At 55.3% G+C, this 20545-nt stretch carries 14 protein-coding genes; 7 read left to right on the forward strand and 7 right to left on the reverse strand.

Annotation, left to right across the window (positions count from 1 at the left end; translation table 11 throughout):
- Positions 1-176 precede the first annotated feature (176 nt).
- Complete coding sequence (locus ACMWL8_RS10065) at positions 177-2567, forward strand: glucose/quinate/shikimate family membrane-bound PQQ-dependent dehydrogenase (RefSeq protein ID WP_045259476.1); 2391 nt, start codon at positions 177-179, stop codon at positions 2565-2567.
- Between the two features lie 74 nt (positions 2568-2641).
- Here the strand turns inward: ACMWL8_RS10065 and cueO are convergent, their stop codons facing one another.
- Positions 2642-4201, reverse strand: coding sequence for a multicopper oxidase CueO (gene cueO / locus ACMWL8_RS10070; RefSeq protein ID WP_045259475.1), 1560 nt, complete (start codon positions 4199-4201; stop codon positions 2642-2644).
- Positions 4202-4346: 145 nt separating this feature from the next.
- Between cueO and ACMWL8_RS10075 the strand changes: the two genes are divergently transcribed.
- The 3 genes from ACMWL8_RS10075 to speD all read left to right on the forward strand — a co-directional run bounded on the left by ACMWL8_RS10075 (position 4347) and on the right by speD (position 6474).
- The gene (locus ACMWL8_RS10075; RefSeq protein ID WP_014882582.1) at positions 4347-4694 is read left to right on the forward strand and encodes a YacC family pilotin-like protein; all 348 of its coding nucleotides are present in this window, start codon (positions 4347-4349) and stop codon (positions 4692-4694) included.
- A gap of 115 nt (positions 4695-4809) precedes the next feature.
- The gene (gene speE / locus ACMWL8_RS10080; protein WP_028015536.1) at positions 4810-5679 is read left to right on the forward strand and encodes a polyamine aminopropyltransferase; all 870 of its coding nucleotides are present in this window, start codon (positions 4810-4812) and stop codon (positions 5677-5679) included.
- The gene (gene speD / locus ACMWL8_RS10085; RefSeq protein ID WP_028015535.1) at positions 5680-6474 is read left to right on the forward strand and encodes an adenosylmethionine decarboxylase; all 795 of its coding nucleotides are present in this window, start codon (positions 5680-5682) and stop codon (positions 6472-6474) included.
- A 31-nt stretch (positions 6475-6505) separates the two neighbouring features.
- Here speD and yacL read toward each other — a convergent pair whose 3' ends face one another.
- A complete protein-coding gene (gene yacL, locus ACMWL8_RS10090) occupies positions 6506-6868 on the reverse strand; it encodes a protein YacL (RefSeq protein WP_045259474.1) in 363 nt (120 codons plus the stop codon).
- A gap of 189 nt (positions 6869-7057) precedes the next feature.
- Positions 7058-9655, reverse strand: a complete 2598-nt coding sequence (gene acnB, locus ACMWL8_RS10095; protein WP_052682925.1) for a bifunctional aconitate hydratase 2/2-methylisocitrate dehydratase — start codon at positions 9653-9655, stop codon at positions 7058-7060.
- 893 nt (positions 9656-10548) lie between these two features.
- Between acnB and ACMWL8_RS10100 the strand changes: the two genes are divergently transcribed.
- Entirely contained in the window at positions 10549-12096 is a 1548-nt protein-coding gene (locus tag ACMWL8_RS10100; protein ID WP_045259472.1) for a DUF3300 domain-containing protein, read from the forward strand.
- A gap of 10 nt (positions 12097-12106) precedes the next feature.
- On the forward strand, positions 12107-12898 hold the full coding sequence (locus tag ACMWL8_RS10105; RefSeq protein WP_028015531.1) for a DUF2950 family protein: 792 nt from the start codon (positions 12107-12109) through the stop codon (positions 12896-12898).
- Between the two features lie 52 nt (positions 12899-12950).
- Here ACMWL8_RS10105 and lpdA read toward each other — a convergent pair whose 3' ends face one another.
- From lpdA to pdhR, 4 genes are all read right to left on the reverse strand, one after another.
- Complete coding sequence (gene lpdA, locus ACMWL8_RS10110) at positions 12951-14375, reverse strand: dihydrolipoyl dehydrogenase (protein ID WP_023332094.1); 1425 nt, start codon at positions 14373-14375, stop codon at positions 12951-12953.
- 175 nt (positions 14376-14550) lie between these two features.
- Positions 14551-16449 (reverse strand): pyruvate dehydrogenase complex dihydrolipoyllysine-residue acetyltransferase, encoded by a 1899-nt coding sequence (aceF, locus tag ACMWL8_RS10115; protein WP_045259471.1) that lies wholly within the window; start codon positions 16447-16449, stop codon positions 14551-14553.
- Between the two features lie 14 nt (positions 16450-16463).
- A complete protein-coding gene (gene aceE, locus ACMWL8_RS10120; RefSeq protein ID WP_028015529.1) occupies positions 16464-19127 on the reverse strand; it encodes a pyruvate dehydrogenase (acetyl-transferring), homodimeric type in 2664 nt (887 codons plus the stop codon).
- A gap of 123 nt (positions 19128-19250) precedes the next feature.
- A complete protein-coding gene (pdhR, locus tag ACMWL8_RS10125; RefSeq protein ID WP_006173806.1) occupies positions 19251-20015 on the reverse strand; it encodes a pyruvate dehydrogenase complex transcriptional repressor PdhR in 765 nt (254 codons plus the stop codon).
- A gap of 263 nt (positions 20016-20278) precedes the next feature.
- Here pdhR and ACMWL8_RS10130 point away from each other — a divergent pair, with 263 nt between their 5' ends.
- Positions 20279-20506: a hypothetical protein gene (locus ACMWL8_RS10130; protein WP_071993741.1), complete on the forward strand. Its 228-nt coding sequence runs from the start codon at positions 20279-20281 to the stop codon at positions 20504-20506.
- The last annotated feature ends 39 nt before the right edge of the window (positions 20507-20545 follow it).

Below are 20545 nucleotides of genomic sequence, written 5' to 3' on the forward strand. Positions count from 1 at the left end.
TCAATGCGGATGAATCTTGCTCCGGCATCGATACGCAAGCCAGCCATTATATCAGTAAATGGATAAGCCTGGCGTATGAGTTATAAAAAGCAAATATTGTGATTCCGATCACACTTGTTAACACCTATAATTAGTTGCTAGCAAATTATTAACAAAAACTGACGAGTACACTTTCTATGGCTGAAACAAACACTAAACAGCCGCGTCTACTGGTGACACTAACAGCGCTATTCGCCGCCTTCTGCGGCCTGTACCTGTTAATCGGTGGCGTCTGGCTGGTCGCGATCGGCGGCTCCTGGTACTACCCGATTGCGGGCCTGGTTATGCTTGGCGTAACCGTCCTGCTCTGGCGTAGAAAACAATCCGCACTGTGGCTGTATGCCGCCCTCCTTCTTGCCACCATGCTCTGGGGCGTCTGGGAAGTCGGTTTCGATTTCTGGGCCCTGACGCCGCGCAGCGACATCCTGGTCTTCTTCGGTATCTGGCTGATCCTGCCGTTTGTCTGGCGCCGCCTGATTGTCCCTTCCAGCGGTGCCGTTGCAGCCCTGCTGGTGGCGCTGTTAATCAGCGGCGGCATTCTCACCTGGGCTGGCTTTAACGACCCGCAGGAGATCAACGGTACGCTGAACGCGGAGTCCACGCCTGCGGCAGCTATCTCGCAGGTCGCTGACGGTGACTGGCCTGCTTATGGCCGTAACCAGGAAGGTCAACGCTACTCCCCGCTGAAGCAGATCAACGCGGACAACGTTAAGAACCTGAAAGAAGCCTGGGTATTCCGTACCGGCGACCTGAAGATGCCGAACGATCCGGGTGAACTGACCAATGAAGTGACGCCAATTAAAGTCGGCGATATGCTCTACCTGTGTACGGCGCACCAGCGTCTGTTCGCGCTCGATGCGGCTACCGGTAAAGAGAAATGGCACTTTGATCCACAGCTGAACTCCAACCCGTCCTTCCAGCATGTCACCTGCCGCGGCGTCTCTTACCACGAAGCGCGCGCCGATAATGCCAGCCCGGAAGTCATTGCCGACTGTCCTCGCCGCATTATGCTGCCGGTGAACGATGGCCGTCTGTTTGCCATCAACGCTGAGACCGGCAAGCTGTGCGAAACCTTCGCCAACAAAGGCATTCTGAACCTGCAGACCAACATGCCGGACACCACGCCGGGTCTGTATGAGCCAACCTCCCCGCCAATCATCACCGATAAAACCATCGTGATTGCCGGTTCGGTAACGGATAACTTCTCTACGCGTGAAACCTCCGGCGTTATCCGTGGTTTCGACGTGAACACCGGTAAACTGCTGTGGGCTTTCGACCCGGGCGCGAAAGATCCAAACGCAATCCCGTCTGACGAGCACACCTTTACCTTCAACTCGCCGAACTCCTGGGCACCAGCCGCGTATGACGCGAAGCTGGACCTGGTCTACCTGCCGATGGGCGTATCAACGCCGGATATCTGGGGCGGTAACCGCACGCCGGAGCAGGAACGTTATGCGAGCGCTATCCTGGCGCTGAACGCAACCACCGGTAAGCTGGCGTGGAGCTATCAGACCGTTCACCACGATCTGTGGGATATGGATATGCCGTCCCAGCCGACGCTGGCGGACATTACCGTTAACGGTAAAACCGTGCCGGTCATTTACGCTCCGGCTAAAACCGGCAACATCTTCGTGCTGGATCGCAGCAACGGTAAGCTGGTTGTGCCTGCCCCGGAAAAACCGGTTCCGCAGGGTGCGGCCAAAGGCGATTACGTCAGCAAAACCCAGCCGTTCTCTGACCTGAGCTTCCGTCCGAAGAAAGACCTCAGCGGTGCAGACATGTGGGGTGCCACCATGTTTGACCAGCTGGTGTGCCGCGTGATGTTCCATCAGCTGCGCTATGAGGGCATCTTCACGCCGCCGTCTGAGCAGGGTACGCTGGTCTTCCCGGGCAACCTGGGAATGTTTGAGTGGGGCGGTATTTCCGTCGACCCTAACCGTCAGGTGGCGATTGCCAACCCAATGGCGCTGCCGTTCGTTTCCCGTCTGATCCCACGCGGTCCGGGTAACCCGATGGAGCAGCCGAAAGACGCGAAAGGCAGCGGGACCGAAGCCGGTATCCAGCCGCAGTATGGCGTACCGTTTGGCGTTACCCTGAACCCGTTCCTGTCTCCGTTTGGTCTGCCGTGTAAACAGCCAGCCTGGGGTTACATCTCCGGTCTGGATCTGAAAACCAACCAGATCGTCTGGAAAAAACGTATTGGTACCCCACAGGACAGCATGCCGTTCCCGATGCCGATTCCAGTGCCGTTCAATATGGGTATGCCAATGCTGGGTGGTCCAATCTCCACAGCCGGTAACGTGCTGTTCATCGCGGCAACCGCAGATAACTACCTGCGCGCGTATAACATGACCAACGGTGAAAAACTGTGGCAAGGCCGTCTGCCGGCCGGTGGACAGGCAACGCCGATGACCTATGAAGTGAATGGCAAGCAGTACGTTGTCATTTCTGCGGGTGGTCACGGTTCGTTTGGTACGAAGATGGGCGACTATATTGTCGCGTATGCATTGCCGGACGAAGGCAAATAAAAGCAAAACGGCAACGAAAGTTGCCGTTTTTAGCAATGCAGGCCGGGTAAGGCGAAGCCGCCACCCGGCTTTTTTTATACGGTAAAACCGAGCATCATCCCCGTATCTTCATGCTCCAGCAGATGACAGTGCGCCATATAGGCAAACTCTTCAGGCGCTTCGTGGTCGAACTTCACCAGCACCTCGCTGACGCCGCCTTCCACTCTCACCGTATCTTTCCAGCCTGCTCGATGCGCTTCCGGCGCTTTACCGTTCTCAGACAGAATACGGAACTGCGTGCCGTGGATATGGAACGGGTGCAGCATCATGTCCCCTTCCCCTGAAACCACCCAGCGCTCAAACTGCCCCTTCGTGGCGGCAAACATCGGCGTGTTCATATCGAACGCTTTGCCGTTGATCTTGTTGGCGTTGTGGAAATCGAACCCGTGACCGCCGTGATCCATACCGCCCATTTTGCCGTGGTCCATATTCATGTGGCCCATCATCTGGCCGTGGTGCATTCCCGCCATGGCCTGATTGCCATACTTTTTCATCAGCGCCTGCATGCCCATCATGTCGAGCATCGGGTCCATGGAGAGCTGAAGCTTACGCTGCGTGAGCCCATCCAGCGACGGGAGAGCTGGCAGCGTGGCTAAGGTGTCCGGCAGCGTACCGGAGGCGGTGATCTGTAGTGGCTGAATGCGCAACACCGGATGCGGTTTATCAAACGGCGCGACGGCCATCCCCATCTGGCTGACAGGCAGCGTTACCAGGTCAAACGGCTTGCCGTCACTGATGTCCACCAGCACTTCGAAGCGTTCGCCCATCAGCATCGGCAGCTCGCTCACTTTTACCGGTTCTGGCAGCAGGCCGCCGTCGCTTGCCACCACGTAAAGCGGGCGCTTATCGCTGGTGGCGAAGTTCAGCGAGCGGGCGTTACAGCCGTTAAGCAAGCGCAGGCGCAGCCAGCCTTTCGGGGCGGCGTGCTGCGGATAGATCGCACCGTTGGCCAGCAGCGTATCGCCAAACCAGCCGACCGCCGCGCTCATCACGTCCAGCTGGTAGTCAATCTGCCCGTCAGCGCTGAATTTTTTGTCCTGCACAATCACCGGCACATCGTCGATACCCCACTGTTTTGGCAGGCGCAGGAGACGGCTTTCGTCATCCTCAATCAACACCAGTCCGGCCAGCCCCATTGCCACCTGATGGCCCGTTTTGCCGTGCTGATGCGGGTGGAACCAGCAGGTTGCCGCCCGCTGGTCAGGGGTAAAGGTTACGCTGCGTTTTCCCCCAGGCTTGATAACACCCTGGGGACCACCATCCACTTCTCCCGGGACTTCCAGCCCGTGCCAGTGCAGCGTGGTCTCCTCGGCAAGCGTATTGTGGATATCCACCGTCACCGCTTTCCCTTTGCGTAACTGAAGCGCCGGGCCGAGCAGATTGCCGTTGTAGCCCCAGGTTGTGGCGCTGTGCCCGCCGAAGGAGGTTTTACCGGCCTGAACAACGAGCTGAATACGGCTACGGGCGTCTGCGGTCAGTAAATCAGGAATGGGTAAGGCAGGCCTTTCAGCCGCAAAAACCGCGCGGCTCCAGAGTGGTAATGCGCTGGCAACCCCCAGCACAGCGGAATATTTTAAAAAATCACGACGTTGCATGTTCATTTCCTTATTTCCAGCAGGCGATCTTTTGAGCATAAACCCTCCCCTTACCGGAAGGTCAAGTAAAGCGGCAATAATAAAGATCGTCGCACTGGCATCAAGTGTGCTAACGTTAATTTTCCGTGAAGAAGTGGTAGAAGCAATGAAGACGTTTTTCAGGACAATTTTGTTCGGAAGCCTGATGGCAATGTGTGCGAACAGCTATGCGCTCAGTGAAAATGAAGCGGAAGATATGGCCGATTTAACGGCGGTTTTTGTATTCCTGAAAAATGATTGTGGCTACCAGAATTTACCCAACGGGCAAATTCGCCGCGCGCTGGTCTTTTTCGCCCAGCAGAACCAGTGGGATCTCAGCAATTACGACAGCTTTGACATGAAGGCGCTCGGTGAAGACAGCTACCGTGACTTGAGCGGTATTGGCATTCCCACGGCTAAAAAATGCAAAGCGCTGGCCCGCGATTCGCTCAGCCTGCTCGCCTACGTGAAATAACCTTCCCGACGCCCCCTGTTCAACCTATACCCGTGCAACCACGGTTATAGTTAGCTATCATGTTTCGCTCATTTTTTGTGAGCGTTACGGATGTTAACAAAGGAGGAGTCCGCGTATGGCCGACCACACGTTGTGGCATGAAACACTGCATGACCAGTTTGGTCAGTACTTTGCCGTTGATAACGTGCTCTATCATGAGAAAACGGATCACCAGGATCTGATCATCTTCGAAAACGCCGCCTTTGGCCGCGTGATGGCCCTGGATGGCGTTGTGCAAACGACCGAGCGCGACGAGTTTATCTATCATGAGATGATGACCCACGTTCCGCTGCTGGCCCACGGACACGCGAAGCATGTTCTGATTATCGGCGGCGGCGACGGCGCAATGCTGCGCGAGGTTTCACGTCATCGTTCCATTGAAACCATCACCATGGTTGAGATCGATGCGGGCGTGGTCTCTTTCTGCCGCCAGTATCTGCCCAACCATAATGCCGGCAGCTATGACGATCCGCGCTTTAATCTGGTTATCGACGACGGCGTTAACTTTGTTAACCAGACCACGCAGACCTTCGACGTGATTATCTCTGACTGCACCGACCCCATCGGCCCTGGCGCGTCGCTGTTTACCTCCTCGTTCTACGAAGGCTGCAAGCGCTGCCTGAACCCTGGCGGTATCTTCGTCGCACAAAATGGCGTCTGCTTCCTGCAGCAGGATGAAGCCCTCGACAGCCATCGCAAGCTCAGCACCTATTTCGGTGACGTCAGCTTCTATCAGGCGGCCATTCCAACCTATTACGGCGGGATCATGACCTTTGCATGGGCAACGGATAACGACGTGCTGCGTCATCTCTCTACCGAAATAATCCAGGCCCGCTTCCATCAGGCCGGGCTCACGTGCCGCTACTACAATCCGGCTATTCATACCGCAGCGTTTGCTCTGCCGCAGTACCTGCAAGACGCATTATCCACTAAGGGGGTGAGCTAATTGAAAAAGCTTAAACTACATGGCTTTAACAACCTGACTAAAAGCCTGAGTTTTTGTATTTACGATATCTGCTATGCCAAAACAGCGGAAGAACGCGATGGTTACATCGCCTATATCGATGAACTCTACAACGCCAACCGTCTGACCGAGATCCTGTCAGAAACCTGCTCGATCATCGGTGCCAATATTCTGAACATCGCCCGACAGGATTATGAGCCCCAGGGTGCCAGCGTCACCATTCTGGTCAGCGAAGAGCCGGTCGACCCGCAGCTTATCGACAAAACCGAGCACCCGGGTCCGCTGCCGGAAGTGGTCGTCGCCCACCTCGACAAAAGCCATATCTGCGTTCACACCTACCCGGAAAGCCACCCGGAAGGCGGGCTGTGCACGTTCCGCGCGGATATTGAAGTGTCGACCTGCGGCGTGATTTCCCCGCTGAACGCGCTGAACTATTTAATCCACCAGCTGGAGTCGGACATCGTCACGATTGATTATCGCGTGCGCGGTTTTACCCGTGATATCAACGGCATGAAGCACTTCATCGACCACGAGATCAACTCCATTCAGAACTTTATGTCCGAGGACATGAAATCGCTGTATGACATGATGGACGTGAACGTGTACCAGGAAAACATCTTCCATACCAAGATGATGCTTAAGGAGTTCGACCTTAAGCACTACATGTTCCACACGAAGCCGGAAGATTTAAGTGAAGAAGAGCGCAAGGTCATCACCGACCTGCTCTGGAAAGAGATGCGCGAAATCTACTACGGCCGCAATATTCCGGCCGTGTAAGTGTTGCCCGGAGCAGGGACGCTTCGGGGAGTTACTTCTGTTTCATAAACTCACGGTAGGCATTCACTACCTGCAGGAAGTCTTCCACGCCGCACAGCGACAGGCTCTCTTCGTCGTAGTAGCTCATCCCCTCTTCAATCTCATCCCCTGAAAACTCAAGCTGGTTGGCGCGCACCATCACCTCTTCGCCGTCCATCCACAGGGTGTACTCATGCCCGGCACGTTGCCAGGAGCGCTCGCTGCCTTTCACCGTATTTGCCGCCTGTTCGACTTCATCAAGAAGGGCGAGATTTTCTTTCACCTCTTCGTTAAACCAATGTCCAACGGCTTCGTGCCCCATCGACATGCGCACTTTCACCACGCCGGTGATGTCGCGCAAAAATTCGTAATCCATAGCGTTTTCCTCTGCAAAGCCATTAGGGTAATTATCGCAGCAGAGGGAAAGAAAAAAAGCGGGAGAGGTGGAGGAATGAAAATAAAAAGGTGAGAGCAAGACCCTGCGGCCTGATGCCCTCACCCCGTCCCTCTCCCACGGGAGAGGGCGCAAATACTAAAAACCGTCTCGTAGAGACGGTTTTGCTGATTATACCGCCGTCTGGAAGATCACCCCGTCAGCCTTCTCGGTGTACTGAGAAAGCTGGTCGAAGTTCAGATAGCGATAGGTATCCACCGCCGTCTTATCCACCTGCGCCACGAAGGTCTGGTACTCTTCCGGCGTTGGCAGTTTGCCAATCAGCGCCGCAACCGCCGCCAGCTCCGCAGAGGCCAGGTAGACGTTCGCACCAGTACCTAAACGGTTCGGGAAGTTACGGGTAGAGGTGGAAACCACCGTCGCACCGTCGGCCACGCGCGCCTGGTTGCCCATACACAGGGAACAGCCAGGGATTTCGATACGCGCCCCGCTCTTACCGAACACGCTGTAGTAACCCTCTTCGGTCAACTGAGCCGCGTCCATACGGGTTGGCGGTGCCACCCACAGGCGGGTCGGCAGCTGGCCTTTATGGGTATCCAGCAGCTTACCGGCGGCGCGGAAGTGGCCGATGTTGGTCATGCAGGAGCCGATGAACACTTCGTCGATCTTATCGCCCTGCACGTCAGAGAGCAGACGCGCATCGTCCGGATCGTTCGGCGCACAGAGGATTGGCTCTTTAATATCCGCCAGATCGATGTCGATCACCGCTGCGTACTCTGCGTCTGCGTCAGCTTCCAGCAGTTGCGGATCCGCCAGCCATTTCTCCATACCCTGAATACGACGCTCCAGCGTACGACGATCGCCGTAGCCTTCTGCGATCATCCACTTCAGCAGCACGATGTTGGAAGTCAGATACTCAACGATCGGCTCTTTGTTCAGCTTGATGGTACAGCCAGCCGCAGAACGCTCGGCGGAGGCGTCGGTCAGCTCGAACGCCTGCTCCACTTTCAGATCCGGCAGACCTTCAATTTCCAGGATACGGCCAGAGAAGATGTTTTTCTTGCCTTTCTTCTCAACGGTCAGCAGGCCCTGTTTGATGGCATACAGCGGGATCGCGTGAACCAGGTCGCGCAGGGTGATGCCCGGCTGCATTTTGCCCTTGAAGCGCACCAGCACGGATTCAGGCATGTCCAGCGGCATTACGCCGGTGGCTGCAGCAAACGCCACCAGGCCGGAGCCCGCCGGGAAGGAGATACCGATTGGGAAACGGGTATGAGAATCACCGCCGGTACCCACGGTATCAGGCAGCAGCATGCGGTTCAGCCAGGAGTGGATGACGCCGTCACCCGGACGCAGTGACACGCCGCCGCGGTTCATGATGAAGTCTGGCAGCGTGTGGTGCGTGGTCACGTCAACCGGCTTCGGATAGGCCGCCGTGTGGCAGAAGGACTGCATCACCAGGTCAGAAGAGAAGCCCAGGCACGCCAGGTCTTTCAGTTCGTCACGGGTCATTGGGCCAGTGGTGTCCTGAGAGCCCACGGAGGTCATCTTCGGCTCGCAGTATGCGCCAGGGCGAATACCGGCGACGCCGCAGGCACGACCCACCATTTTCTGTGCCAGCGAGAAGCCGCGGTTGCTTTCTGCCACGTCTTTCGCGTGACGGAAAACGTCGGAGTGCGGCAGTCCCAGCGCTTCACGCGCTTTGGTGGTCAGGCCGCGACCGATGATCAGCGGAATACGGCCACCGGCACGCACTTCGTCAATCAGCACGTCGGTTTTCAGTTCGAAGCTTGCCAGCAGCTCGTTGGTTTCGTGGTTGCGCACTTCGCCTTTATACGGATAGACGTCAATCACGTCGCCCATGTTCAGGTTGCTCACATCCACTTCAATTGGCAGCGCGCCCGCATCTTCCATGGTGTTGAAGAAGATCGGTGCAATTTTGCCACCGAGGCACAGGCCGCCGCCGCGCTTGTTCGGCACGTGCGGAATATCGTCGCCCATGAACCACAGTACGGAGTTGGTGGCGGACTTACGGGAAGAGCCGGTACCCACAACGTCACCGACGTAGGCCAGTGGGAAACCTTTCTTCTGAAGCGCTTCGATCTGCTTGATCGGGCCAACAGTGCCCGGCTGATCCGGCTCAATGCCTTCACGGGCGTTTTTCAGCATCGCCAGGGCGTGCAGCGGAATATCTGGACGAGACCACGCGTCCGGTGCCGGAGACAGGTCATCGGTGTTGGTTTCACCGGTCACCTTAAAGACGGTCACGGTAATTTTTTCCGCCAGCGCAGGGCGGTTAAGGAACCATTCGGCATCGGCCCAGGACTGCATCACCTGCTTCGCATAGACGTTGCCCGCTTTGGCTTTTTCTTCTACGTCGTAGAAGTTATCGAACATCAGCAGCGTGGAAGAGAGCGCTTTAGCGGCAATCGGTGCCAGCTTGTCGTTATCCAGCGCGTCAATCAGCGGATGAATGTTGTAACCACCCTGCATGGTGCCGAGCAGTTCAATGGCTTTTTCAGGAGTAACCAGTGGGGAGGTGGCTTCGCCTTTGGCGATAGCAGCAAGGAATCCGGCTTTTACGTAGGCAGCTTCATCTACGCCAGGCGGTACGCGGTTGATCAACAGATCTAACAGGAATTCTTCTTCGCCCTTAGGCGGGTTCTTCAGCAGCTCGACGAGCGCGGCCATTTGGGTTGCATCTAAAGGTTTGGGTACAATTCCCTCGGCGGCACGTTCTGCTACGTGCTTACGGTATTCTTCTAGCACGACGGTTCTCCTCGCTCTCATTGTCATATGCGGCGGGCGTTCTCTTCACGCTCCTGTGAGACAGCAGTTTGTAGGGTAAATGCCCGATACCGCGTCGGGCAGCATAGCAGGATTTCTGCACAGTGTTAATCCGTTTACAAAAAAGCAACATTAAAAAATTTGCTGAATCGTTAAGCATGGTGTAGCGGGGAGGCGAGGTGAATTTTGGGGACAAAAAAACCGCCTGATAGCGGTTTATTTGTTGCCTTGCGGTGGTAGCACACCGGGTTGGCAGATTTGCGGCAATGCACTCGGCATGAATAATGCTCCTGAGTATGCAGATCCGCAAGCTCATATTTTGTGTTTACGAGCCGCCATCCAGTTTCGAATGTAAAAGGATGAAACTGCATTTCACCTCTTTTCAGTCCATTTCGGCTGTAATACTGTTGCCCCCGGCCTGCTTCGCTGGTGTAGCAACCAGTCACCGGGCCCGGAAGCAGTTCCGTAACCTACGCGGCAATGTACTCATTTGCCAGGTTCTGCCTTTTCCGGTGAAGAAGGAACCCGCGTCTCCTGTACAGGAACGCACGCAATGGAGATGCGAATCACTGCGCTGATCGTTGCAATTGGTTTACTGCTTACCGCACTGCACGGTGGCTGGAACATATCCGACATCACGGTGCTGTTTGTCGTCAACCTCGGCAACTAGCTGCTGGCCGCTCGCAAGAGCGGCCTTCTGAATTCCCGGCGCCTTTTCCCGCATCGCATATAATTGTGTAATAAATACTCACACTCTTTATCCGGACGTACCGGACGCTTCCCAATAAAAGTCAAAACAGTAAAAGACGGGTGAATAATACTCACGCCAACCGTAACGCCTCACGGCACAGCGCCTGTCTCGTTGGAGTCATTTTATGAAGTTGCCCTTTAAGCCACATCTGCTTGTCCTTCTGTGCAGTGCCGGGCTGTTTGTCGCCTCAGGCGTCATGTTTGTCAAAAGTCGTGCAACGGAACCCGTTGCGCCAGCCCCCGTCGCGCAACAGCCGGCTACGCCGGCAGTAGCACAACCCGCCCCTGTCGTCGCGCCAACCTACACTGCCGCGCAAATCGATCAGTGGGTTGCCCCCATCGCGCTCTACCCGGATGCTCTGCTGTCACAGATCCTGATGGCCTCGACCTACCCGGCCAACGTGATTCAAGCGGCGCAGTGGTCCAAAGACAACCCCAAAATGGAAGGGGACGCCGCGATTCAGGCCGTTGCCAGCCAGCCCTGGGATCCCAGTGTAAAATCCCTGGTCGCGTTTCCTCAGCTTATGTCGCTGATGGGAGAGAATCCGCCGTGGGTACAAAATCTGGGCGATGCGTTTCTCGCGCAGCCGAAAGATGTGATGGATTCGGTACAACGGTTGCGCGCGCTGGCGCAGAAGACCGGCGCCTTGCAATCTACGCCTCAGCAGACGGTCACCACGGTGACGAAACCCGCACCGGCAAAAACCAGCACCACCGAGTCAACGACAACAACGACGTCTGCCCCCGCCCCAACGGTGATCAAAATCGAATCTGCCGATCCGCAGGTGGTTTACGTCCCCACCTATAACCCGAATACGGTTTACGGTACCTGGCCCAACACCGCCTATCCTCCGACCTATCTCCCGCCCACGCCCGGAGAGCAGTTTGGCAACAGCTTCGTCAACGGCTTAGGTTTCAGCCTGGGTGTCGCCACAACTTATGCCATCTTCAGCAATATCGACTGGGATGATGACGATGACTGGGACCATCATCATGACGGTGACTGGGATAATCACGGCGGCTACAACCGCAACGGTGATAACAACATCAATATTAACGTTGAGAACTTCAATAAAATCAGCGGACAACGTCTGACGGACGCCAACCGTACCTGGCAGCACAACCCGGCCTATCGGGAAGGTGTCCCCTACCCGACAAACCAGCTCAACACGCGTTTCCACTCCACCAACACGGCCACGGGTCTTAGTGCAACGCAGCAACCGGTTAATCGCGATAGCCAGCGTCAGGCGGCGCTGAGCCAGATGGAGAAATCGACAGGTAAAACCTTCCCACAGACTGCTCGCCCGGGCACGAAAGCGGCGCAGCGACAGGCCTCAAGTGAACAGCTGAAACAGATTTCTCAGCGCAATAACTACCGTGGCTATGACACCAAACCGCAGACGGCGAAGCGGGCCACCACGCAGCAGCGAGAAAACCGCCAGACCACCGCGCAGAGACAAGAGAAACGGGCTCAGCCCTCTCAGCAACGTCCCTTCCAGCAGCGAAACAGTCAGCTCCGGGCCAATGCACTGAGCGGCAACGACAGCCGTTCCGCCAACTGGCAGGCGCAGCAGCAGCGTGGGGCGCAAAGCAGACACCTCGCCGCTCGTCAGCAGCAGCTACGCCCGGCAGCGGCTGAACGTGCTGAACACCGTGAATTCCGTCATCGCTAAGGGAGCCGACATGAAACGTAAATTACTCAGTGGAATGGTGTTGTTCATGGTCTCGGCGACCGTCATGGCGCAGCAATCCTTCAGCTCACCAGAACAGGCTACCAATGCGCTGGAAAGCGCCATCCGCGAGCAAAACGAAAGCGCGATGAGCAACCTGCTCGGTGAGAACTGGCGCGACTTCCTGCCCCCTGAAGGCGTTGATCCTGACGCAGTCGATCGCTTTCTGCGCGACTGGAAAGTCCGTCATAACACCATTGTCGAAGGCGATAAAGCGCATCTGGTTGTCGGAGACAGCGGCTGGCAACTTCCCATTCCGGTGATCAAAACCGCCTCCGGCTGGCAGTTTGACATCAAAGAAGGCGCCGAGGAGATCCTGACCCGCGAAATTGGGCGCAACGAACTCGCCGCCATTGAAGCTCTGCATGCCTACGTGGATGCGCAGCAAAGCTATTTTGCGATGAACCAGAAATACGCGGAGAAGATTGTCAGCTCTGAAGGGAAGAAGGACGGTCTGTACTGGCCCGTTTCGCCTGGTGAAGCGCCAAGCCCGCTTGGTCCGGCATTTAGCCCTAAAGAGCCAGGCGCGGGTTACCATGGCTATCGCTTCCGCATCCTGCCAGATAATCACGGTTTCGCGATGGTGGCGTGGCCTGTCAGCTATGGTCAGACAGGCGTCATGAGCTTTGTGATAAACCAGGACGACAAGGTGTACCAGTCCGATCTCGGCAGCGATTCGGAGCAGAAGGCCCGGGCGCTGGCCTCATACGCACCTGATAACACCTGGCAGCCTGTAGCACCCTGAACGCCGCGCATAAAAAAAGCGGCCTCAGGCCGCTTTTTTCTTCTGAAGAAACTTATTTCTTCTTCGCTTTCGCGTTTGGCAGGTCAGTAATGCTACCTTCAAACACTTCAGCCGCCAGGCCCACGGACTCGTGCAGCGTCGGGTGCGCGTGGATGGTCAGCGCGATGTCTTCCGCGTCACAGCCCATTTCGATAGCCAGACCGATTTCACCCAGCAGCTCACCGCCGTTGGTACCGACAATCGCACCACCGATTACGCGGTGAGTCTCTTTGTCGAAGATCAGTTTGGTCATACCGTCTGCGCAGTCGGAAGCGATAGCACGGCCAGAAGCAGCCCACGGGAAGGTGGCGGTTTCGTAGCTGATGCCTTTCTCTTTCGCTTCTTTCTCGGTCAGACCGACCCATGCAACTTCTGGCTCGGTGTACGCGATAGATGGGATCACTTTCGGATCGAAGTAGTGCTTCATGCCGGCGATAACTTCAGCGGCAACGTGACCTTCGTGAACGCCTTTGTGCGCCAGCATTGGCTGACCGACGATGTCGCCGATAGCAAAGATGTGCGGCACGTTGGTGCGCAGCTGTTTGTCAACGCGGATGAAGCCACGGTCGTCCACTTCCACGCCAGCTTTGCCCGCGTCGAGGTTTTTACCGTTCGGTACACGACCGATAGCCACCAGCACGGCGTCGTAACGCTGTGGTTCGGATGGGGCTTTTTTGCCTTCCATGGAAACGTAAATACCGTCTTCTTTCGCTTCAACGGCAGTCACTTTGGTTTCCAGCATCAGGTTGAATTTCTTGCTGATGCGCTTGGTGAAGACTTTAACGATGTCTTTGTCAGCTGCCGGGATAACCTGGTCGAACATTTCAACCACGTCAATGTCTGAACCCAGCGCATGGTACACGGTACCCATTTCCAGACCGATGATACCGCCGCCCATAACCAGCAGACGCTTAGGAACGGTTTTCAGCTCCAGGGCATCAGTGGAATCCCACACGCGTGGATCTTCATGTGGAATGAATGGCAGTTCGATTGGGCGAGAGCCTGCCGCGATGATCGCGTTGTCGAAGTTGATAACGGTTTTGCCGTTTTCGCCTTCCACTTCCAGGGTGTTCGCACCGGTGAATTTACCCAGACCGTTTACCACTTTGACCTTACGGCCTTTCGCCATACCCGCCAGACCGCCGGTCAGCTGAGTGATAACTTTCTCTTTCCAGGTACGAATTTTGTCGATATCGGTTTTCGGCTCGCCGAAGACGATACCGTGTTCAGCCAGCGCTTTGGCTTCTTCGATAACTTTCGCTACGTGCAGCAGCGCTTTAGAAGGGATACAGCCGACGTTCAGACAAACACCGCCGAGGGTGCTGTAACGTTCTACGATGACGGTTTCCAGACCTAAATCCGCTGCACGAAATGCTGCGGAGTAACCTGCCGGGCCTGCCCCAAGTACTACGACCTGAGTTTTGATTTCTGTGCTCATCATGACCTCTTAGTTTATACCCGTCGTCCACCGGGTCGTTCTATCCGCCCGCAGTTTACAAAATTGTTAACAATTTTGAAACAACAAACGGCTCACGAATTGTCGCTTTCACCAATAACCTCATAAACACCATGAGATTATCAGAAAAAAGCCGGCCGACTGGCCGGCTTTTCGATTACATCACCAGGCGGCGAATGTCGCTCAGCATGTTGTTGATGATGGTGATGAAACGCGCACCATCAGCACCGTCGATCACGCGGTGGTCGAAGGACAGAGAGATTGGCATCATCAGACGCGGCACAAACTCTTTGCCATTCCACACCGGCTCCATCGCGGACTTGGACACACCGAGGATAGCCACTTCCGGCGCGTTCACAATCGGCGCGAAGTGGGTGGTACCCAGGCCGCCGATGCTGGAGATAGTGAAGCAGCCGCCCTGCATTTCGCCGGCAGTCAGCTTACCATCACGCGCTTTCTTGGAGATGGTGGTCAGTTCACGGGACAGCTCGGTAATGCTCTTCTTGTTCACGTCTTTGAATACCGGAACAACCAGACCATTTGGCGTATCAACCGCAACACCGATGTTGATGTATTTCTTCAGCGTCAGCTTCTGGCCGTCTTCGGACAGGGAGCTGTTGAAGCGTGGCATCTGTTCCAGAGCCGCAGCAACCGCCTTCATGATGAAGACCACAGGGGTGAATTTCACGTCCAGCTTACGCTTCTCGGCTTCGGCGTTCTGCTGCTTACGGAACGCTTCCAGATCGGTGATATCGGTCTTATCGAAGTGGGTAACGTGCGGGATCATCACCCAGTTACGGCTCAGGTTCGCACCAGAGATTTTCTGGATACGGCCCAGTTCCACTTCTTCGATTTCGCCGAACTTGCTGAAGTCCACTTTCGGCCATGGCAGCATGCCCGGGATACCGCCGCCAGCGGCTGCAGCTGGTGCAGCTTCGGCGCGTTTCACCGCGTCTTTCACGTAGGCCTGAACGTCTTCGCGCAGGATACGACCCTTACGGCCGGTCCCTTTCACTTTCGCCAGGTTCACACCGAATTCGCGCGCCAGGCGACGAATCAGCGGAGTCGCGTGGACGTAAGCGTCGTTTTCAGCGAACTCTGATTTTTCTGCTTTTGCAGCAGGGGCAGCGGCTGGTTTAGCAGCCTGAGCCGGTGCAGCAGCCGGTGCTGGAGCAGCCGCGGCAGCCGGAGCTGCGGCAGGCGCAGCGCCTTCCACTTCGAAGACCATGATCAGGGAGCCGGTAGACACTTTGTCGCCGGTGCTGATTTTGATCTCTTTAACGGTACCGGCGAACGGCGCAGGCACTTCCATGGAAGCCTTGTCGCCTTCAACGGTGATCAGTGACTGTTCAGCGGCAACTTTGTCGCCCACTTTTACCATCACTTCGGTGACTTCAACTTCGTCACCGCCGATGTCCGGTACGTTAACGTCTTTCGCACCGCCAGCAGCAGCTGGTGCAGCGGCCGGAGCCGGAGCAGCGGCCTGTGCAGGCGCGGCAGCAGGTGCAGCACCCGCCACTTCGAAGATCATGATAAGCGACCCGGTAGACACTTTATCGCCGGTGTTGATCTTGATCTCTTTTACGGTACCGGCGAATGGCGCTGGTACTTCCATAGAGGCTTTGTCACCTTCTACGGTGATCAGTGACTGCTCGGCCGCAACGGTATCGCCCACTTTCACCAGGATTTCAGTGACTTCAACTTCGTCACCGCCGATGTCAGGCACGTTCACTTCTTTCGCTGCTGCGGCAGCTGCTGGAGCAGCGGCGGCCGGAGCGGCTTCTTTCTTCTCTTCCTGCGCAGGTGCAGCTGCTGCTGCACCGTCGGCGGAATCGAAAATCATGATCAGTTTGCCAGTCTCGGTTTTATCGCCAACGGAGACTTTGATCTCCTTAACGATGCCAGCCTGAGGAGACGGGACTTCCATAGAGGCTTTGTCGCCTTCTACGGTGATCAGCGACTGTTCAGCTTCAACTTTGTCGCCCACTTTGACCAGGATCTCGGTGATTTCAACTTCATCAGCCCCGATGTCCGGTACATTGATTTCGATAGCCATTATTCTTTTACCTCTTACGCCAGACGCGGGTTAACTTTTTCTGCATCGATGTTGAATTTGGTAATTGCGTCCGCAACCACTTTCTTATCGATTTCGCCACGTTTAGCCAGTTCGCCCAGTGCTGCTACAACCACGTAAGAAGCATCAACTTCGAAGTGGTGACGCAGGTTTTCGCGGCTGTCAGAACGACCGAAGCCGTCAGTACCCAGTACGCGATAATCATCAGCTGGAACGTATGTACGAACCTGCTCAGCGAACAGTTTCATATAGTCAGTGGACGCCACCGCTGGCGCGTCGTTCATCACCTGAGCGATGTACGGAACGCGTGGGGTTTCCATTGGGTGCAGCATGTTCCAGCGCTCACAATCCTGGCCATCACGCGCCAGTTCGGTGAAGGAAGTCACAGAGTACACGTCGGAACCCACGCCGTAGTCTTTCGCCAGGATCTGCGCTGCTTCACGAACGTGACGCAGGATAGAACCGGAGCCCAGCAGCTGAACTTTACCTTTGCTACCTTCAATGGTTTCGAGTTTGTAGATACCTTTACGGATACCTTCCTCGGCACCTGCTGGCATTGCCGGCATGTGGTAGTTTTCGTTCAGGGTGGTGATGTAGTAGTAAATGTTCTCCTGCGCTTCACCGTACATGCGCTGCAGACCGTCATGCATAATGACAGCAACTTCGTACGCGTAGGACGGATCGTAAGAGATACAGTTAGGAATAGTCAGAGACTGAATGTGGCTGTGGCCATCTTCGTGCTGCAGACCTTCACCGTTCAGAGTCGTACGACCAGAAGTACCACCGATCAGGAAGCCGCGAGCCTGCTGGTCGCCTGCCTGCCAGCACAGGTCACCGATACGCTGGAACCCGAACATGGAGTAGTAGATGTAGAACGGGATCATCGGCAGGTTGTTGGTGCTGTATGAAGTCGCAGCAGCCAGCCAGGATGCGCCTGCGCCCAGCTCGTTGATACCTTCCTGCAGAATCTGACCTTTCTCGTCTTCTTTGTAGTATGCAACCTGCTCACGGTCCTGCGGGGTGTACTGCTGGCCGTTCGGGCTGTAGATACCGATCTGACGGAACAGACCTTCCATACCGAAAGTACGCGCTTCGTCGGCGATGATTGGCACCAGGCGATCTTTGATCGACTTGTTCTTCAGCATCACGTTCAGGGCACGAACGAAAGCGATAGTGGTAGAGATCTCTTTGTTCTGCTCTTCCAGCAGCTGAGAGAAGTCTTCCAGCGCCGGCAGTTCCAGCTTCTCGGTGAAGTTAGGCTGACGAGCTGGCAGGTAGCCTTTCAGCGCCTGACGACGTTCGTGCAGGTACTTGTGCTCTTCAGAGCCTTCCGGGAAGGTGATGTAAGACAGGTTTTCTACCTGCTCATCGGTCACTGGAACGTTGAAACGGTCGCGGATATAGCGCACGCCGTCCATGTTCATTTTCTTAACCTGGTGAGCGATGTTTTTACCTTCTGCGGTATCACCCATGCCGTAACCTTTGATGGTGTGGGCCAGGATTACAGTCGCTTTACCTTTGGTTTCACGCGCTTTTTTCAGTGCCGCGTAAATTTTCTTCGGATCGTGACCACCGCGGTTCAGGGCCCAGATCTGCTCGTCAGTCCAGTCTGCAACCAGAGCTGCGGTTTCTGGGTATTTGCCGAAGAAGTGCTCACGCACGTAGGCACCGTCTTTGGATTTGAAGGTCTGGTAGTCGCCGTCAACGGTTTCGTTCATCAGCTGGATCAGTTTACCGCTGGTGTCTTTACGCAGCAGTTCGTCCCAACGGGAACCCCACATGACTTTGATCACGTTCCAGCCAGCACCCGCGAAGATGCCTTCCAGTTCGTTGATGATCTTGCCGTTACCGGTTACCGGACCATCCAGACGCTGCAGGTTACAGTTGATGATGAAGCACAGGTTGTCCAGCTTCTCACGGGTTGCGATGGTGATCGCACCTTTAGATTCTGGCTCATCCATCTCACCGTCGCCCAGGAAGGCGTAAACGGTCTGCTCAGAGGTGTCTTTCAGACCACGGTGTTCCAGATACTTCAGGAATTTAGCCTGGTAGATCGCACCGATTGGGCCCAGACCCATAGATACGGTCGGGAACTGCCAGAATTCAGGCATCAGTTTAGGGTGCGGATAAGAAGACAGACCTTTACCGTGAACTTCCTGACGGAAGTTGTTCATCTGCTCTTCAGTCAGACGACCTTCCAGGAATGCACGTGCATAGATGCCCGGAGAGATGTGGCCCTGGAAGTACACCAGATCGCCGCCGTCTTTCTCGTTCGCTGCACGGAAGAAGTGGTTGAAGCACACTTCGTAAACGGTCGCAGAAGACTGGAAGGACGCCATGTGGCCACCCAGCTCCAGGTCTTTCTTGGACGCGCGCAGAACGGTCATGATGGCGTTCCAGCGGATTGCAGAACGGATACGACGTTCCAGATCCAGATTGCCCGGGTATTCCGGTTCGTCTTCAACGGCAATCGTGTTTACGTAGTTGCTAGCCCCTGCACCTGAAGCAACCTTCACGCCGCCTTTGCGGGCTTCAGAAAGCAGCTGATCAATCAGATACTGAGCGCGCTCAACACCTTCTTCACGGATGACCGATTCGATCGCCTGTAGCCAGTCGCGAGTTTCGATCGGATCCACGTCATTTTGGAGACGTTCTGACATGGGGGTATTCCTTATCTATCTAATACGTTGATTTGTCTGGAACCTGTCCCATTGTGCTCTTGGGCAAGAACACAATAAGACAGGTTCTGCGTTTAGTTGCCGCGCTCTAAAAGTACCTGGCGCTTAATCCTTTCGTTGCTGTATGCGGCGTAATGAACGTTCGCGACGCGATTGTTCACGGCTGCGGTCCAGCAAGATTTCCTCAATGAAAGCCAGGTGACGGTGCGACGCTTCGCGCGCCTGCTCCGGCTCCCCGGCCATTATCGCCTCGAATACTCGGGTGCGATGGTTGCTTACCAGCGGGAGCATCTCCCGACGGGCATACAACAATTCAAAATTCTGACGAACGTTCTGGGCCAGCATCGGCTCCATGCAGCGTAGCAGATGGAGGAGCACCACGTTGTGTGCCGCTTCGGTGACGGCGATTTGATACTGGACAACGGCGCTGGACTCGGCGTCTAAATCGCCGGACTGCTGTGCCCGTTCAATGGCCTGATGCAGTTCGCGGATACGCACGCGATCTTCATCAGTGCTGCGAAGGGCGGCGTAATAGGCCGCAATACCTTCAAGCGCGTGACGGGTCTCAAGCAGGTCAAACTGGGATTCTGGGTGGTCAGAGAGAAGTTCTACCAGCGGATCGCTGAAGCTCTGCCACAGGCTGTTTTGCACAAAGGTTCCGCCGCCCTGGCGACGAAGCAGCAAGCCCTTTGCTTCGAGGCGTTGAATCGCCTCACGCAGAGAGGGACGTGAAACGTCGAACTGTTTTGCCAGCTCGCGTTCTGGCGGAAGTTTCTCACCCGGGCGCAGAGTCCCTTCGAGGATTAAAAACTCCAGCTGCTGCTCAATCACATCAGATAGTTTTGGTTGGCGAATTTTGCTGTAGGCCATATTCCCTGTCTTACGCCTTTTTGCCCGGAGTCAATTGGTCTTACCAATTTCTAGTTCGTATCGCTAAAGTAACAAAGTATTCACCTTCTGTCCATATTGGTTTTGATTGAAATCAGTAAACCCTGCACATTTTAACAACCTTACAGAAATAACGTTTCAGAAATGTAACTTTGCACAAATGAGTTGATTACTCCCAAAGAGGGAGTTTTAACCATAATGAAACGAGGGATTTTGCAATCTGAAGCGATTCAACATGGCAAATAATGAAAATTCGCCCACTTAAGAAGCATTTCTATTCTATAGGTTGGGTTAGGAAGAATAAGCGGGCCGATTTACAAATGCTTTCTTTTTATTCAAGTCGTCAGCATCCCTTCATAAAGCAGGTGCATTCGCAGGCGCTTACCACTATTCTGGCGCGTACGGAAGTCATCTCCGCTTTTTTCGGTTTGTTTAACCGTAAAGAAATAAATACAGAATATGGACTTTCATAATTACACACGCACAGCGTGAACATAACAACCACACACGAG

This window comes from Enterobacter sp. 04-C-12-SI-ECC, from assembly GCF_047530715.1.
Taxonomy (GTDB): Bacteria; Pseudomonadota; Gammaproteobacteria; order Enterobacterales; family Enterobacteriaceae; genus Enterobacter; species Enterobacter bugandensis.

Coding starts and splice junctions, on each gene's coding strand:
- ACMWL8_RS10105 (WP_028015531.1), top strand. CDS start 12,107: ATGAAACGTAAATTACTCAGTGGAATGGTGTTGTTCATGGTCTCGGCG.
- ACMWL8_RS10075 (WP_014882582.1), top strand. CDS start 4,347: ATGAAGACGTTTTTCAGGACAATTTTGTTCGGAAGCCTGATGGCAATG.
- ACMWL8_RS10130 (WP_071993741.1), top strand. CDS start 20,279: ATGAAAATTCGCCCACTTAAGAAGCATTTCTATTCTATAGGTTGGGTT.
- yacL (WP_045259474.1), bottom strand. CDS start 6,868: ATGGATTACGAATTTTTGCGCGACATCACCGGCGTGGTGAAAGTGCGC.
- lpdA (WP_023332094.1), bottom strand. CDS start 14,375: ATGAGCACAGAAATCAAAACTCAGGTCGTAGTACTTGGGGCAGGCCCG.
- speE (WP_028015536.1), top strand. CDS start 4,810: ATGGCCGACCACACGTTGTGGCATGAAACACTGCATGACCAGTTTGGT.
- aceF (WP_045259471.1), bottom strand. CDS start 16,449: ATGGCTATCGAAATCAATGTACCGGACATCGGGGCTGATGAAGTTGAA.
- ACMWL8_RS10100 (WP_045259472.1), top strand. CDS start 10,549: ATGAAGTTGCCCTTTAAGCCACATCTGCTTGTCCTTCTGTGCAGTGCC.
- aceE (WP_028015529.1), bottom strand. CDS start 19,127: ATGTCAGAACGTCTCCAAAATGACGTGGATCCGATCGAAACTCGCGAC.
- cueO (WP_045259475.1), bottom strand. CDS start 4,201: ATGCAACGTCGTGATTTTTTAAAATATTCCGCTGTGCTGGGGGTTGCC.
- pdhR (WP_006173806.1), bottom strand. CDS start 20,015: ATGGCCTACAGCAAAATTCGCCAACCAAAACTATCTGATGTGATTGAG.
- ACMWL8_RS10065 (WP_045259476.1), top strand. CDS start 177: ATGGCTGAAACAAACACTAAACAGCCGCGTCTACTGGTGACACTAACA.